The following is a 15,128-nucleotide window of genomic DNA, read 5'->3' as shown; positions in this document are numbered from 1 at the left end:
CACGGGCAATACTCACGTCGACGTTGCAGGTGGCGAGGTGTGCCATCGCGGGTGGCAGGCGCGCTACGTGCGCACTGGTCCGGACATGCGGGCGCACGGCCCGTTACAGCCGGAAGCTGAGCGTCTTTCGCACAATCACTCGCGGAAAGGTTTTCTGGGCGGTGGAATCTCTGCGGGAACCATGGGCATGGGGGCCATCTCGCTACGGTTTCTGCCATGGTCCTTGGCGGCGTAGAGGGCCCTGTCCGCGCGGCGCAGCATGTCGTCGAAGCCGAGGTCTGCCGCGGCAAGGCTGGTCACCCCAACGCTGACGGTGCATTGCAGCGCTGTTCCCTCATAGACCACAGACCTGCGTTCCACCCGCTTGCGCAGCCGTTCAGCCGTCTCCATGGCCTCTTCGGGTGAAGCGGCTGGCAGCAGGGCCGCGAACTCCTCGCCGCCCAACCTGCCGAAGACGTCATAGGCCCGCAGGGCTTCGACACAGCAGGCGGCAAAGGCCCGAAGCACTTCATCCCCGGCCTGATGCCCGTAAAGGTCGTTGACGTTCTTGAAATGGTCGATATCGAGCATGAGCACCGCCAGACCGGAGTCATGGCGCAGTGCACGCGCGAATTCACGGTTGGCGTCGACGAAGAACTGACGCCTGTTGCGGCCCCCCGTAAGGGGGTCGGTGGTCGCTTCACGCAGCAGGGCGGCTTCGAGGTTCTTGCGTTCGGTGATGTCGCGGGCTGAACTCAGCACCACGAAGCGCCCCTCGAATTCGATACGGCGGGCATGCACTTCCACATTGACGGGGCCCATGGCGGTGCGATGCACCGACTCGAAGCTGGCGTGCCCGGTTTCCAGTATCTCGGCGAGACGCGGGCGCACCCGCTCAAGTACTTCGGGTTCGACGATGGAGGCGACGTTCCGGCCCACGATGGCCTCGCGTGATTCTCCCAGCCTGCGGGCGATGGTCTCGTTGACGTCGATGAGGGTCCCGTCGGCCTCATAGAGCAGAAGACCGTCTGCCGCGTTGTCGAAGAGGGCGCGGTAGCGCTCCTCTGAACGGCGCAATGCTTCTTGCGTGGCTCGCATCTCACTGATTTCGTTGGCCACGCCGATGATGGTGTCGCCATCCAGTGTGCCGGAGTAGAGAAACCATGTGGTTGTCCCGTCGCGGCGGCGCATGTGGGTCTCCATGGTGGCGAAACTGCCGGAGGTGCGCAGCCTGTCGAGCATCAGAGCCCTGTCTGCGGGGTCGACGTAATTCTCTGCGGCCCGGTATTCCGCCATGAAGGTGGCGACATCGTCGTAGCCGAACATCTGCGCCATGCGCAGGTTGGCTTCGAGGAACGTGCCGTCGGCGAGACTGGTGCGGAATATGCCGGCTTGCGCGTTGTCGAAGAGGGCGCGGTAACGGCGTTCGCTTTCGGCAAGGGCGCGTTCGGTGCGCCATTGCTCTGTCACATCGACGCCGACGAGCATGACGACCTCTTCGCCACTACCCGGCAGGCGTGCGCCATGCAGGTCGACGCGCAGGCGTGAGCCGTTCCTGTGCAGCATCTCCCAGCAACCGTGCAGTTCGTCCGTCTCTCCTTCGGCGAGGGACTGCATCTCCTCGAGATGCTGGTCGGCATCTTCGGGGGGAAGCACCGCACGAAACGAAAGGCCGTGCATCTGTTCGGGCGAGGTGCCCAGCATCCGGGCACAGGCCACATTGCTGCGGACTACAAAACCCTGCCTGTCCAGCAGGACGATGCCGACGGCGGCGTTATTGAAAAGCCCGCGGAACAGGGCCTCGCTTCGGGTGAGCCCCGCGCGTGCCTGCAATTCTGCTGTGGCATCCTCCAGAAACCATGTGCACCCGAGTACCGACCCCGCGTCCTCGCGCAGTCTGCGGGCCTGCCAGCGTATGGTCCGTCCGTCATCGAAGGCGAGTTTGCCGTTGCTTGGGCCGCCGAGAGTGAACGACCGGCGGAGGATGGCGTGGCATTCTTCGGGGGATTCGCAGAGTGCGGCGATGCGGTTGAAGACCGTATCGACGTCGCTTCCGGGGATATCTGCCGGATGCAGGTCGAGCAGGCTGCCGCAGCGGTTGCTGGCGAAGAGCATCTGCCCGTGGGGGTCGCTGGCGAAGCTGGCACCCGGCAGGGCGTCCAGCTGTGACCGCAGGAGTGCGTTGGTGGAAAGAAGGGCTATGTGCTGTTCCACGAGGGTGGCAAAGCAGTGGAGAGGCTTGAGCACCGCGTCGTGCCCTGTGACCGGGGACATGGAACCGAGACAGAGCGTGCCGAAGAGTGCGCCGGTCGGAAGACGAAGCGGCAGGCCGAAATAGGCACGTACGCCTGCCTTCACCGCAGGGTTCGAGGCCCATCGGGCATCGGCGGTCGTATCGGGGATGAGAAGCGACCGCGCCAGGGTGTGCACCACGGCGCACAATGGTCCTTCCGGGCCGCCCTTCAGGCAATATCCTTCGGCGAAAGGCGAGGGCAGTTCACCTGCCGTGACCATGATTTCGAGTTCACCGCCGTTTTCGCGCGTGAGCAGACCGAAGCCGAGACCGGTCAGGTTTCGCAACGTCTCCAGTGTGGTGCGCCAGGCGTCGATGAGCGGTGCCGGAATGGCGAACGTATTCATACCCCCCCTTCTCCTGCCCCCCGGCAGGAAACCGGAACGTGATTTCCACGTTGCCGTATTTTCAACCTATGTCGGGGATGGCCCAGCGTCAAACGACATTTGTGATGTCGGCCGTGATGGGGGTGTTTTGCATGGTGCATAAGGTCTCATGTATTTCAGAATACATGATGTGGCGCTGCACTATGCAGGCATGGTGCGCAGCATCTCGAAATGTAAGAGGGGATGGTGTTCAGGCGTTGTCACGTTGCAGTCGGCGGCGGCCCCATGCAGCCTGACCCAGTGAGATGCAGCCGTCGTTGGGCGGGAGGGTGCGATGGACGAGAGGAACGAGTCCCCGTGCGCGCAAGGCCTCGGGCAGCCCCGCCGCGAGGGTGAGGTTCTGCATCACGCCCCCGGAAAGTCCCACCGTGGTAAGGCCCATGGCACCGCAAAGACTGGCGGCCAGGTCTGCCACCCCCTGAATGAGCCCGAGGTGGAAGCGTCGGGCGATGATGCCGGGGGGTGTCTCCATGGCCCAGTCCACATAGGCGTGCAGGAAGAGTTGGGCCGTGTCGAGGACCATGGGTTGCACGCCGTCCTTGAGAGGGCAGGGGTAGGGCGTGGTCTCCGACATGTCCTGGATGCGTTCAAGCAGGATGGCGGCCTGTCCTTCGTAGGTGATGCTCTCGCACAGCCCCAGCATGGCGGAGACCGCGTCGAAGAGTCTGCCGCAACTGGACGCCATCGGGGTGTTCACGCCCTTGTCGAGCATGAGTCCCACCATGCGGGAGGCTTCTTCACGGTGTGGCAGCCAGGGCCAGACCCGGCTGTCAGGTTCGAACATCCCTAGCCGCCACAGCGCACCCTGTGCGATACGCCATGGTTCGCGAATGGCGGTCTCGCCGCCCGGAAGGGGAAGTCGTGAGAAGTGGGCGAGACGCTCGTGCTCAAGTTCGAGGGAGTCAACGTACAGGAATTCACCGCCCCAGATGGTTCCGTCATCGCCATAGCCCGTGCCGTCAAGGGTGACGCACAGGGCCGGGCCTTCATGACCGTTCTCGGCGAGGACGCTGTAGGCGTGGGCGTAGTGGTGCTGGAGTGCCAGCACGGGCAGCCCGCAGTCTTCGGCCCAGCGTGTGGTCATGTAGTCGGGGTGGAGGTCGCGGACGACGGCCTCTGGTTCGACCTGAAGAATATCGGCGAGGTGAGCGGCAATCTCGCGGAAGAAGCCGAGTGTCTCGAGATTGTGCATGTCGCCGATGTGCTGGCTGACAAAGGCCATATCATTTCGGGTGATGCAAAGCGTGTTCTTGAGTTCGGGGCCGGTGGCCAGCACGCAGGGGCCGGAGTCGGGAAGGCGTACCGGGCGTGGCACGAAGCCGCGGGCGCGACGCATGAAGAGCGGCCCATCCTCGCCCTGCACGGCGCGCACCACCGAATCGTCCGTGCGGATGAGAATGTCGCGGTCATGCAGGAGAAAGGCGTCGGCGATGTGGGCAAGACGGCGCAGCGACTCCCTGTTGCCGAGACAGATGGGCTCGTTGCTGGCGTTGCCCGAGGTCATCACCAGTGCGCAGACATCGCTGGCAGAGGGCGTACGGCGTGAGCTTGTGCCGCCTTCTCGCCGCAGGTCGGCGAGGGTGTCGAACAGGACATGGTGCAGCGGCGTGTACGGCAGCATCACGCCCACGTGGTCGGTGTCCGGGGACACGGCGCTTGCGAGGGGGCCGTCGTCACGGGCGCGGCACAGCACGATGGGCCTCTCCTGCGAGAGGATGAGCCTCTCCTCGTCCGGGGTGGGGGCGGCGATGCGGCGCACCGTGTCCATGTCGGGCACCATCACCGCCAGCGGCTTGTGCGGCCTGCGCTTGCGCTCACGCAGTGTGGTCACCGCGGCATCGTCGGTGGCGTCGCACGCGAGGTGGAAGCCCCCGAGTCCCTTGATGGCGGCGATGCGCCCGGTGTTCAGCACGTGGGCCGTCACGGTGATGGCATAGTCGCCCTCGGCCAGCGTGGTGCCGTCACGCGCCGTAAGCCAGAGACGGGGGCCGCATACGGGGCAGGCATTGGGCTGGGCATGGAAGCGCCTGTCCATCGGGTCCTCGTATTCGGCCCTGCATGCCGGACATAGCGGAAAACACGCCATGGACGTCTTGTCGCGGTCGTAGGGGATGGAACGGGTGATGGTGTAGCGGGGGCCGCAGTTGGTGCAGTTGGTGAAGGGGTAGCGGTAGCGGCGTCCCGCAGGGTCGCGCATGTCGGCGAGGCAATCGTCGCACACCGCCATGTCGGGGCTGATGAGCACCTGATGCCCATGCCCGCCGCTGCTGGCCACGATGATGAAGTCCGTCTCGCCTGCGACGAGGGGCAGGTCCTCGTGTTCACACGAGACCACCTGCGCCAGCGGCGGCAGCTTGCCGACAAGGTCGTCGCCGAATGCCTCGACGGCCTCATGCGGCCCCTGCACCTCGATGAACACGCCTTCAGAGGTGTTGCTCACCGTACCCGTCAAGGCATGGCCGGTGGCAATGCGAAAGACGAAGGGGCGAAAGCCCACTCCCTGTACCTGTCCCGAGACGACAAAGCGGCGGCGAAGCGGTGTTGGCGGCATTTGTGCAGCATAACGCATCATTCGGCGGTGGGGAAGCGGTGCGGGATTGCAAAGAGAGTGTCGCTCTTGTAGGTTGTTGCGGCGAATCATTGGACGTTCCGGTTCGCCCGTGTGTCCGGCCCCGTAACGGGGGAGCGTCCGCCCCGTCGAAAGCGGCATCCTTCCTACAGGCTGTTGCGTTCTTGCCAGACGCGGCGGGGTGGGCTACTTGCAGAGGTTCGTCATCGAATCGGACGATTTCCAAGGAGGAATCATGGCCGCTGAAAAGCTTGGCGCGCGTGTGCGCAAGTACAGGGAAGACAGGGGCATGAGCCGCGAGCAGTTGTCGGAGGCCGCGGGCCTCACGGTGGAATTCATCGCCGCCCTTGAAGAAGACAACCTCTACCCCTCCATCGGCCCCCTACAGAAGGTGGCCCGAGCCCTCAACGTGCGGCTTGGGACCTTCATGGATGACGAGGTGACCAAGGACCCCATCGTCGCCAGACGGGGAGACCGCGAGGCCGACCTCACCATGCAGAAGGCGCGCAACAAGCGCGCCGCCTTCCGCTTCCATTCGCTGGGCAAGGGCAAGAGCGACCGCAACATGGAGCCGTTCTTCATCGAGATATGCCCCGAACCGGAAGAGGACCGCAAACTTTCGTCGCATCAGGGCGAGGAGTTCATCCTTGTCACCAAGGGGCGTGTGCGCGTGGTCTACGGCAAGGAGGAGCAGGTGCTGGAGCCGGGCGACACCATCTACTACAACTCCATCGTGCCGCATTACGTCGGTGCCGAGGGCGATGATCCTGCAGAGATCTACGCCGTCATCTACTACCCGCGCTAGGCCGGAGCGTCAGCATGGATACGTTCGCCATACGCGAGATGACACTCGGCCGCATACTGGATGAGACCGCCGCGAAGTTTCCCGATAACGACGCCGTGGTCTATGTCGACCGCGACTACCGGCAGACCTACCGCGAGTTCGTCTCGGTGGTGGACGACCTCGCGCGCGGGCTCATGGCCCTTGGCGTGAAGCGGGGCGACAAGGTGGCGCTCTGGGCCACCAACGTGCCGTACTGGGTGGCGCTGCAGTTCGCCACGGCGAAAATCGGCGCGGTGCTGCTCACGGTCAACACCAACTATCGCGAGAGTGAACTGCGCTACCTGCTCGAGCAGTCCGAGTGCGAGAACCTGTTCATCATGGACGGCTTCCGCGACCACGACTTCGTGCAGACCATCTATCAGGTCATTCCCGAACTCAGGATGCAGCCCCGCGGCCAGTTGCGCTGCGAGGGGCTGCCGCACCTCAAGCGCGTGATGTTCCTCGGTGCGGAGAAGCACCGGGGCATGTACTCCGTGCCCGAGATCGTCAGCCTTGGCGTCATGGTCTCCGATGAGGAGTTCCGCCAGCGGCAGGATGAGCTCGACCCCTACGACGTGGTGAACATGCAGTACACCTCGGGCACGACGGGCTTTCCCAAGGGCGTGATGCTCACCCATGTGGGCATCGGCAACAACGGTTACTGGATAGGCCGCAATCAGGGCTTCACCGAAAAGGACAGGGTCTGCCTGCCCGTGCCGCTGTTCCACTGCTTCGGGTGTGTTCTGGGTGTCATGGCCGCCATCAACCACGGTGCCGCGCTGGTCATCCTTGAGAACTTCAACCCCATGCATGTCATGGCGTCGGTCGACCAGGAGAAGTGCACCGCCCTGTACGGCGTGCCGACCATGTTCCTTGCCGTGCTGGAGCACAAGCTCTTCGACCGCTTCGACTTCAGTTCGCTGCGCACGGGCATCATGGCGGGTTCGGTATGCCCCGAACCGCTCATGCGCCGGGTCATCGAGAAGATGAACATGCGTGAAATCACCATCTGCTACGGCCTTACCGAGGGGTCGCCCGTCATGACCCAGACGCTGGTGGACGATTCACTCGAACGGCGTGTGCAGACCGTGGGGCGCGCCATGCCCGGCATCGAGGTGCGCATCGTCGACCCCGAGACCAACGAGGAGGTGCCGCACGGTACCCCCGGAGAGGTGGTCTGCCGCGGCTACAACGTGATGAAGGGCTACTACAACATGCCCGAGGCCACGGCCAAGGCCGTGGACGGCGACGGGTGGCTTCATTCGGGCGACCTCGGCATCATGGACGAGCATGGCTACGTGCGCATCACAGGGCGCATCAAGGACATGATCATCCGTGGCGGCGAGAACATCTACCCACGGGAAATCGAAGAGTTCCTCTATGGCATGGAGGGCGTTCAGGACGTACAGGTGGTCGGCGTGCCCAGCCGCAAGTACGGCGAGGAGGTGGGAGCGTTCATCATCCCCAAGGAGGGGTACGACCTCGCCCCCGAGGATGTCCGTGACCACTGCCGCGGGCGCATCTCGTGGTACAAGGTGCCTCGCCACATCGCGTTCGTCTCCGAATTCCCCATGACCGCCAGCGCCAAGATACAGAAGTACAAGCTGCGCGAGATGGCTGCGGAGTTGTTCCCCGACGCCATGAAGTAGGTGCTGCGTAACGCGCGCCGCAACGGCAATGCCACGCCCCCGGAGTCATCCGGGGGCGTTTGCATGTGAAAGCCCCCGTGCCATGCACGGGGGCTTGTCGTTTTGCAATATGCTCTGGAGTGGCTGCCTAGCCTGTCACGTGGGCGGGCACGTCCTCTGCGGCAAGCGGCTTCGCGAACAGGAAGCCCTGTGCGTAGCGGCAGGCGAGGCCCAGCAGCATGATGCGCTGCTCTTCATCCTCGACGCCTTCGGCCACCACTTCAAGGCCGAGGCTGTGCGCCAGCGCGATGACCGCCTGCACGATCTTGAACTGACCGGGTTCGCGCGTCATGCGGCTGACGAAGCTGCGGTCGACCTTGAGCGTGTCGATGGGGAATCGTTGCAGGTAGCTGAGAGACGAGTACCCGGTGCCGAAGTCGTCGACACAGACACCCACGCCGATGTCGCGCAGGCGGCAGAGGACAGCGTTGGCGTAGTCGGGGTTCTCCATGAGCATGGTCTCGGTCACTTCAAGCTTGAGCAGGTGCGGCGGCAGGCACGAGTCGCGCAGGGCCTCTGCCACCTGTTCCACGATGTGGGTCTGCGAAAGCTGTCGGGCGGAGAGGTTCACGTGCATGGTGAGGCCGTCGAACAGCTGGTCGACCCTGCGCCACTTGGCGAGCGTGCGGCACGCCTCATCAAGGGCCTTGCGCCCGAGCAGGTGGATGAGCCCGGAGTGCTCTGCCAGCGCGATGAAGGCGTCCGGCCCCACGACGCCACGTTCGGGGTGGCGCCAGCGCAGCAGTGCCTCGAAGCCGGTGATGCGCCGGTCGACCACCGAGACGATGGGCTGGTACACGAGGAAGAACTCGTCATTCTCGAGGGCGCGGTGCAGGTCGATTTCGAGCTGCATCAGGTCGAGGGCCTCTTCGAGCATGGAGGCATGGAAGAACGACGCCGCGTCGCCGCCATGTTCCTTGGCGTGGTGCATGGCGATGTTGGCGTTGCGCAGCACCTCGTCGGCGTTGCCGCCGCGTGCGAGCACCACGCCCATGCTGGCGGTCACCCGAAGATGCCTGCCGTCGATGTCGAAGGGGGCGCGTTGCGCCTCGCGCAGTCTGCCGAGGGTGGCGCGGGCCTCGTCCTCTCCCCGCAGGTCTTCGATGAGGATGATGAACTCGTCGCTGCCGAGGCGAGAGACCGTGTCGGTGCTGCGGGTCGCCGTGCCCAGTCTGCGGGCGGTCTCGCGCAGCACCCTGTCGCCAGCCGCGTTGCCCAGCGTGTCGTTGACCAGCTTGAAGCGGTCGAGGTCGAGGAAGACCACGGCGCAGAGTTCGCCGTTGCCCCGCGCCAGCCTGCCGAGTGCCCGGTCGAGGCGGTCGAGGCACAGGGCACGGTTGGGCAACCCGGTGAGGGGGTCGTGCCACGCCTGATGCCGCAACTGGGAGAGCACCATCTTGCGGTCGGTGATGTCGCGCAGGCTGGAACGGATGCCTAGCGGTTCACCGTGGCCGTCGGTCAGGTTGCGACTGGTGACGGCAAGCCACTTCTCGCCCCCTTCGGCCGTGCGGATGCGGATTTCGACTTCGGCCTTGGGCAGACTGGCTGTGAGCATCTCGCGATGCCTGCGCCATGCCGGCAGGTCATCGGGGTGGATGAGACCTTCGATGAAGAGATGGTGGGCGCGGAAGTTGTCGATGCCGAAACCCGATATGCGCTGGCAGGCGGGTGTTACGAAATGCACCCGTCCTTCGGGCGATTCCCAGCATTCCCAGTCGGCAAGATGGTCGGCGAGGATGTCGAAGGGTGACGGTAGGGACTCCGTTCCCGGTGTGGCAGAGGCCACAGCTGAAACGGCCCCCGGCACGCCGTCGGGCATCTCCCCGGAAGTTGTCTTCTGCACGTCTCCCCCAAGAGTGGTCACTTCCGAAATAATGCTCTTGGCTAATACAGCGCGGGCAAAAGCTCAACAGGCGTTAGAATCCTTGCAGCACTAGGGGCTCGGGGTGCAGTGCCACCGACGTCCGGGACGGCGCGTCACATGACCGCCATGACGGGCCTCGGGAGACCGTCCAATGGGGCGGGCAGTGCGGGGCTGCACCGCTTCCCTGCGCCGTGGGCATACGCTATGATGCCGACATGACGCAGCATCCTCATCCAGACAGTGACCGGCCCTTGGCGCGGGGCGGCAATCCGGGCTGTACCCGCGGGGAGGACGGGCCTCTGGCACCGCGACCCGACCGGGTGTGCACGGAAGAGGCGGCGGGCATCACCTCGTCGATGCGGGGGGCGGCCCTGATAGCCGGAACGACGCTCGTCTCGCGCATCATGGGTTTCGCGCGGGATGCTGCCACGGCCTACGTCCTTGGTGCGGGCGTCGGGGCCGACGCCTTCATCGTGGCATCGCGTCTTCCGACCTTTCTTCGCCGCATGTTCGGCGAGGGGTCGATGTCGATGGCCCTTGTTCCGGTCTTCACCTCGGTACGTCGTCGTGGCGGGGACGCAGCAGCCTTCAGGGCCTTTCGGGGCATGATGTTCAGGGTGGCCTGCTGGCTGACGGCCCTGTGCTTGGGGCTTGTGGTCTTCGCCCCGCCGGTGGTGGCTTTGCTGGCACCGGGGTTGGCGCCGGAGGTAGGAGGGCTTGCGGCGTCGTTGCTTCGGGTGTGCGCCTTCTATGTCCTGTGGGTGGGACTCGCCGGAGTGTGCATGGGGCTTCTCCACAGCCGCGGCGAACTGTTCATTCCGGCCTGTGCGCCCGTGGCCTTCAATGTCGCCATGCTTGTCGGGGCCGCTCTTGCAGCGTTCGGACCATGGCGTCCCGAGTACATGCTGGCCTGTGGCGTGGTCGCAGGCGGCTTCGCGCAGTTGCTCGTGCAGGCCGTGCCACTGCTGCGGGCCGGGGCGTTTCGCACCTCGACGAAGGAGGTTCCGGCGCAGCAGGCGAGCACAGTACGGGAAGGCCCCGTCATGCATGGTGCGGCGGTGGGGCAAAAGGTTCCGGACGCGGCGGGCGCGACGCAGACGTCGGCAGAGACGCCATCCGGGCCTGTGATGGATGGGCGCACAGCCCCCTTGCGCATGCTGTCGGCCCTTGGTGGCGTCTTCGGGGCTTCGGCCCATCAGGCCGGGGTGCTTCTGAGCACCATGGTGGCGTCGTTCCTCGGTGATGGCGGCGTCGCCTCGCTCTACTACGCCGAACGGCTGGTCGAGTTCCCGCTGGGAGTCTTCGGGGTCGCCATCGGGACGGCTTCGCTTCCCGTGCTGGCTTCTCTCCATGCTGCAGGGCGGCGGGAGCATTTCGAGACGTTGCTCAGGCAGGGGGTTCGTCTCTCGCTTTTTGTGACATTGCCCGCCGCTGCCGGACTCATGGCCGTGGCCCATCCGCTGGTGCAAGTCCTGTTCGGGCACGGTGCATTCGATGCCGCAGCGGTGGCAGGGACGGTGACGGCACTGTGCGCCTACGCGCCAGGGTTGCCCGCTTTCGCGCTGGGGCGGACCCTGCTTGCCGCCACGCATGCGCGGGGCGATACCCGGACACCGGTGCTGGCGGCCCTTGTTTCGCTGGCCGTGGTGCTGGTCGCGGGGCTGGCCCTTTCCGGCCCCCTAGGCGTTGCCGGACCGCCTCTGGCGGCGTCTCTGGGGGCGTGGTGCAACACGCTGCTGCTGCATCTTTCCATCGTACGGACGGGGACGCGCTGCCCGCTGATGTCGTGGGGGCTGGCCACGCAGGGACTGCTCAGTGTGGCGTTGTTCTGGCTGGTGGGGGGCCTGATGGAACGACTGGTCGGTCTCGGGGCGGGGTGGACGCTTGTGCTGGTATGCGGTGTGGCTGCGGGCTGCCTTTTTTATGCCCTCGGTGCCGTGGTCTTCCGTCTTCCCGAATGGCGTGAGTGCCTTGCCGCCTTGCGCCGTCGTGATGAACCGGGGCCTTGAGCGCATGACCCGATGTGCCCCGGACCGCACGACGCCGTATGGACGGTGAGGCAACCCCGCCGTTGCCATGAACCGCCTGATGGCGCATTATGGTCGGAACCCCCTTCCGCACGAGGAAGTCATGCCCCATTCATCACGGTCAGCTATCGGTCTGCAAGTGCGCGTCAGCCTGCTGGTGCTCATGGTCACCATGGTGTTGCTTGCCGGATTCGCCTTCTGGGAGCACACGCTGCTGCGCGAGGCCGAAGAGATGCAACTGCGTCAGGAGACCCGGCTGCTGGCCGACAGGGCGGCACGGCTTCTCGCCCTTCCGCTATGGAACCTCGACGGCCCTTCGGCGCGAGCCATCATCCAGGCCGAGATGGACGACCCCCGCGTCTACGGCATCGCCGTGTTCGAACAGGGGCGCCAGCTGTTCGAGGGGATGCAGCGCGACGCGTCGTGGCGTGTGGTGCCGTGGGTCGGCAGCGCGCCGCCGGATGTCGTAGAGGAGCGTCGCGACCTCGTCGTGGAAGGCACGCAGGTCGGGTCGCTATCCATCATGGTGTCGCCGCGCTTTCTTGCGGCGCGCCTTGCCGAGCGTTTTCAGCAGGCCGTGTGGCGTTACACCCTTCTGGCGGGGATTCTGGCGGTGGGGTTGATGCTGCTGGTGCGGTCGGTGCTCATTGCGCCGCTGGGCCGTCTTGGCGGGGTGGCGCGTCGTGTCACCAGTGAGGAGAATTTCGCGCTGCGTGCCCCCAAGGGGGCCGATGATGAGATAGGTGAGCTTGTGGACAGCTTCAATGCCATGCTGGAGCGCATCGAACAGCGCAACCGGCTGCTTGGTGAGCAACGCAGGCGTCTTGAGATGGAGGTGAGCGAACGTACCGCCGAGTTCGTGGGGGCACGCGAACGTGCCGAGCGCGAGAGCAAGGCCATGGCCGATTTCCTTGCCGCCATCACCCACGAGGTACGCACGCCCATGACCGGTATCATAGGGCTTCTGGACATTTCACTGCGCGGCCAGCTCGAACCCCGGCTGCGCGAGCATCTTGAGATCGTGCGCTCGTCGAGCCATGCCCTGCTCGATGTCATCAATGGTGTTCTCGACTTCTCGCGCATCGAGGCCGGCAAGTTGCGTATCGAGCGCATTCCCTTCGCCTTGCGCGAGTCTGTGGAGGATGTGCTCGACCTGTTCCGCGCCCATCTTGCGGAACGCGATGTCGCCCTTGTGCTGGATATGGCCTCCGACCTGCCGTGCAAGGTCGCGGGAGACCCCACCCGTTTGCGACAGGTGCTGGTCAATATCGTGGGCAACGCCTTCAAGTTCACGGAGCAAGGCGAGATCGTGGTGCGTATATCCCACGAGCGGCAGGGCGACGGCAGCGTTCTGCTCCGGTTCGCCGTGCGGGATACCGGGGTGGGGATACCCGCAGAGGCCCGCAAGCGCCTGTTCGAGATGTTTAGTCAGGCCGATGCCAGCGTCGCACGACGATTCGGTGGAAGCGGTCTGGGGCTTGCCATCGCACGTGAGCTTGTGCGGCTCATGGGGGGAAGCATCGAGGTGGACAGCACACCGGGGCGTGGCACCGTGTTCCGGTTCACGGTGCACTGCGGCTTCGTCGAAGGGCCGTCTGACCCTCTGCCCCTGCCGCAGGGCGTGCGGGTGGTTCTCGGCGAGAGTCATGCCTCGCTACAGCGTGTGCTGAGCGGGTTGTTGCGGCGGTGGGGGGCCGAGGTCGTGGCGGTGTCTGGCGCTGCCGCCCTGAAGGACGCCGCCGCCGATGCCGACGTGTGCGTGCTGTCGTCGCACCTGCAGGGGGGGCTTGCCGCCTTGTCCCGTCCGGGGCAGCCGGGGCCTCCTGTACTGTTGCTTGTCCCCTATGGAGAGGAACCCGAACCTTCGCTCTGTGCCGGTGCCGGTGTCGTTGCGTTCGTGGGGCGCCCGGTGCGCGCGGCCACCCTGCGCGCCGCACTAGACGCGGTCTTTGCCCCGGGGATGCCTGATGGCGCGCAGGCGACAGCCATGAAGGGCGACATGAGGGCAGGGCTCCACATCCCATCTTCGCGAGACGGGAGTGGTGGTGCGTCCTCTGCGGCACGGGTAGTCGAAGGGCAGGCTGTCACCGGACCCATGACGCAGCCGGGGGCTATGCCGTCCGTGGGCGCGTCGGGGGATGGGCATGATGCCGACCAATCCGTCCATGAGGGGGGTTCGGGGCTGGAGGGGATGCGCGTCCTCGTCGCCGAGGATGATGACGTGAGTCGTCTGGTCTTGCGGGAGATGCTCACCGGTTTTGGCGTGCAGGTGAATGAAACAGCAGATGGCGCGACCATGCTCGCGCATTTTGCCGCTGCCCCTTACGATGTCGTGCTCATCGATGTGCAGATGCCAGTACTGGACGGATTTGCAACGCTTGAACGCCTGCGGGCATTGCCGGACGGGGATACCGTGCCTGTGGCGCTTTTCACGGCCCAGAAGCTGTCGGTTGCCGAACTTGCCGAACGCGGCATTCGCGTTGCCGGAGTCGTGGAGAAGCCCCTCGAGATGGAGACTCTGGTGGCGTTCTTGCGTGGCTTGCGGGCCGTGAAGGGGCAAGGGCGGCACGATGTCGCAGGGGCGGACGCGGCACCACGCATGGCGGGGCAGGAACACGGAGAGAGTGCTGTCACTGACGCTACGCTGTCGCCGAACGCCGCTACCCTGATCTCGGGCGAGACCCTTGTTCTTGGGGGGACTGCCGATGGGGCTGCCACCAGGGGCGTCGGTGTACCCGGGATGGCAGCCGTAGCGGAGGTGATTGCATCCGGCGGGCACGAGACGGAAACGTCGTCGTCCACATCGGACGCGAACGCGTCGTCGTTCGAATCGGGCGCTGCTACGCCCTCGTCCATACCGGGCGACGGGGCGTCGTCGCACATGCCGGATGCCGAAGCGTCGTCTGTCCCTGCGGGCGTGGCGGACGTCTCTGCCGTCGCCGCAACGACAACTTCCCGTTCCCGTGCCCCGCGCCGTCTCGCCGGACCTCCACTCCCCACCGCCCTTGAAGGGGTGGACATCGGCGAGGTGCTCACACGCGTGGGGGGAAAGGAATGGCTGCTGCTCAAGGTGCTGCGGAGTTTCGTCACGGCGTACGCCGATGCTGCGGACGGACTTGCCGCCATGGTCGAAGCCGGCGACGATGAAGCGGTCAAGCTGCGGGGGCATACACTCGCCGGGGCGGCGGGCAATATTTCGGCCCATGAACTGCGGGCCATCTGCCTCGCTCTTGAAATGGGCGGTGACAAGTCGACACAACAGTCGCTTGTGGCTGCGTTCAGGGGTGAACTCGACCGGGTCGTCACCTCCATCCGCGAAATGCTTGCACGTTACGAAGAGCCCTAGGTACACATCCTTCCAGAATGGCGGGCGCTCTCCGGTGGCCCCGACGACAGGAGACGGGCCGCGGGTGGCGGGTGTTCTCGTCAGGCTGTCTTGTCCTGTACCCCGCCCGTCCCGGTGACCGTGCGCATCCTGCCAGCAGGGTGTCACCACAGG

General features: G+C 65.3%; 7 protein-coding genes. 4 read left to right on the top strand and 3 right to left on the bottom strand.

Features of this window, described 5'->3' with window-relative positions; translation table 11 throughout:
* Positions 1–135 precede the first annotated feature (135 nt).
* Together DVU_RS14425 and hypF are read right to left on the bottom strand one after the other, a co-directional pair.
* Positions 136–2,619, bottom strand: a complete 2,484-nt coding sequence (locus DVU_RS14425; RefSeq protein ID WP_010940327.1) for a sensor domain-containing diguanylate cyclase — start codon at positions 2,617–2,619, stop codon at positions 136–138.
* Positions 2,620–2,848: 229 nt separating this feature from the next.
* Positions 2,849–5,209, bottom strand: coding sequence for a carbamoyltransferase HypF (hypF, locus tag DVU_RS14420; protein WP_041722829.1), 2,361 nt, complete (start codon positions 5,207–5,209; stop codon positions 2,849–2,851).
* 253 nt (positions 5,210–5,462) lie between these two features.
* On the opposite strand from hypF, the gene DVU_RS14415 reads away from it, so the two are divergent.
* Positions 5,463–6,032 carry a helix-turn-helix domain-containing protein gene (locus tag DVU_RS14415; RefSeq protein ID WP_010940325.1) on the top strand — a complete coding sequence of 190 codons (570 nt, stop codon included), beginning with the start codon at positions 5,463–5,465 and terminating at the stop codon, positions 6,030–6,032.
* A gap of 14 nt (positions 6,033–6,046) precedes the next feature.
* A complete protein-coding gene (locus tag DVU_RS14410; RefSeq protein WP_010940324.1) occupies positions 6,047–7,699 on the top strand; it encodes an AMP-binding protein in 1,653 nt (550 codons plus the stop codon).
* Positions 7,700–7,826: 127 nt separating this feature from the next.
* Here DVU_RS14410 and DVU_RS14405 read toward each other — a convergent pair whose 3' ends face one another.
* The gene (locus tag DVU_RS14405; protein WP_014524607.1) at positions 7,827–9,581 is read right to left on the bottom strand and encodes a putative bifunctional diguanylate cyclase/phosphodiesterase; all 1,755 of its coding nucleotides are present in this window, start codon (positions 9,579–9,581) and stop codon (positions 7,827–7,829) included.
* Positions 9,582–9,817: 236 nt separating this feature from the next.
* Between DVU_RS14405 and murJ the strand changes: the two genes are divergently transcribed.
* Complete coding sequence (gene murJ, locus DVU_RS14400) at positions 9,818–11,611, top strand: murein biosynthesis integral membrane protein MurJ (RefSeq protein WP_223295115.1); 1,794 nt, start codon at positions 9,818–9,820, stop codon at positions 11,609–11,611.
* A gap of 121 nt (positions 11,612–11,732) precedes the next feature.
* The gene (locus DVU_RS14395; RefSeq protein ID WP_010940321.1) at positions 11,733–14,975 is read left to right on the top strand and encodes an ATP-binding protein; all 3,243 of its coding nucleotides are present in this window, start codon (positions 11,733–11,735) and stop codon (positions 14,973–14,975) included.
* Positions 14,976–15,128: the final 153 nt, after the last annotated feature.

The sequence above is a fragment of the Nitratidesulfovibrio vulgaris str. Hildenborough genome (genome assembly GCF_000195755.1).
Lineage (GTDB): Bacteria > Desulfobacterota > Desulfovibrionia > Desulfovibrionales > Desulfovibrionaceae > Nitratidesulfovibrio > Nitratidesulfovibrio vulgaris.
The sequence above is the reverse complement of the archived record's forward strand: the minus strand, read 5'-3'. Positions and strand labels throughout refer to the sequence as shown.

Excerpts from the sequence above, each read along its gene's own strand:
- DVU_RS14425 (WP_010940327.1), bottom strand. The coding sequence starts at position 2,619 with ATGAATACGTTCGCCATTCCGGCACCGCTCATCGACGCCTGGCGCACC.
- hypF (WP_041722829.1), bottom strand. The coding sequence starts at position 5,209 with ATGCCGCCAACACCGCTTCGCCGCCGCTTTGTCGTCTCGGGACAGGTA.
- DVU_RS14415 (WP_010940325.1), top strand. The coding sequence starts at position 5,463 with ATGGCCGCTGAAAAGCTTGGCGCGCGTGTGCGCAAGTACAGGGAAGAC.
- DVU_RS14410 (WP_010940324.1), top strand. The coding sequence starts at position 6,047 with ATGGATACGTTCGCCATACGCGAGATGACACTCGGCCGCATACTGGAT.
- murJ (WP_223295115.1), top strand. The coding sequence starts at position 9,818 with ATGACGCAGCATCCTCATCCAGACAGTGACCGGCCCTTGGCGCGGGGC.
- DVU_RS14395 (WP_010940321.1), top strand. The coding sequence starts at position 11,733 with ATGCCCCATTCATCACGGTCAGCTATCGGTCTGCAAGTGCGCGTCAGC.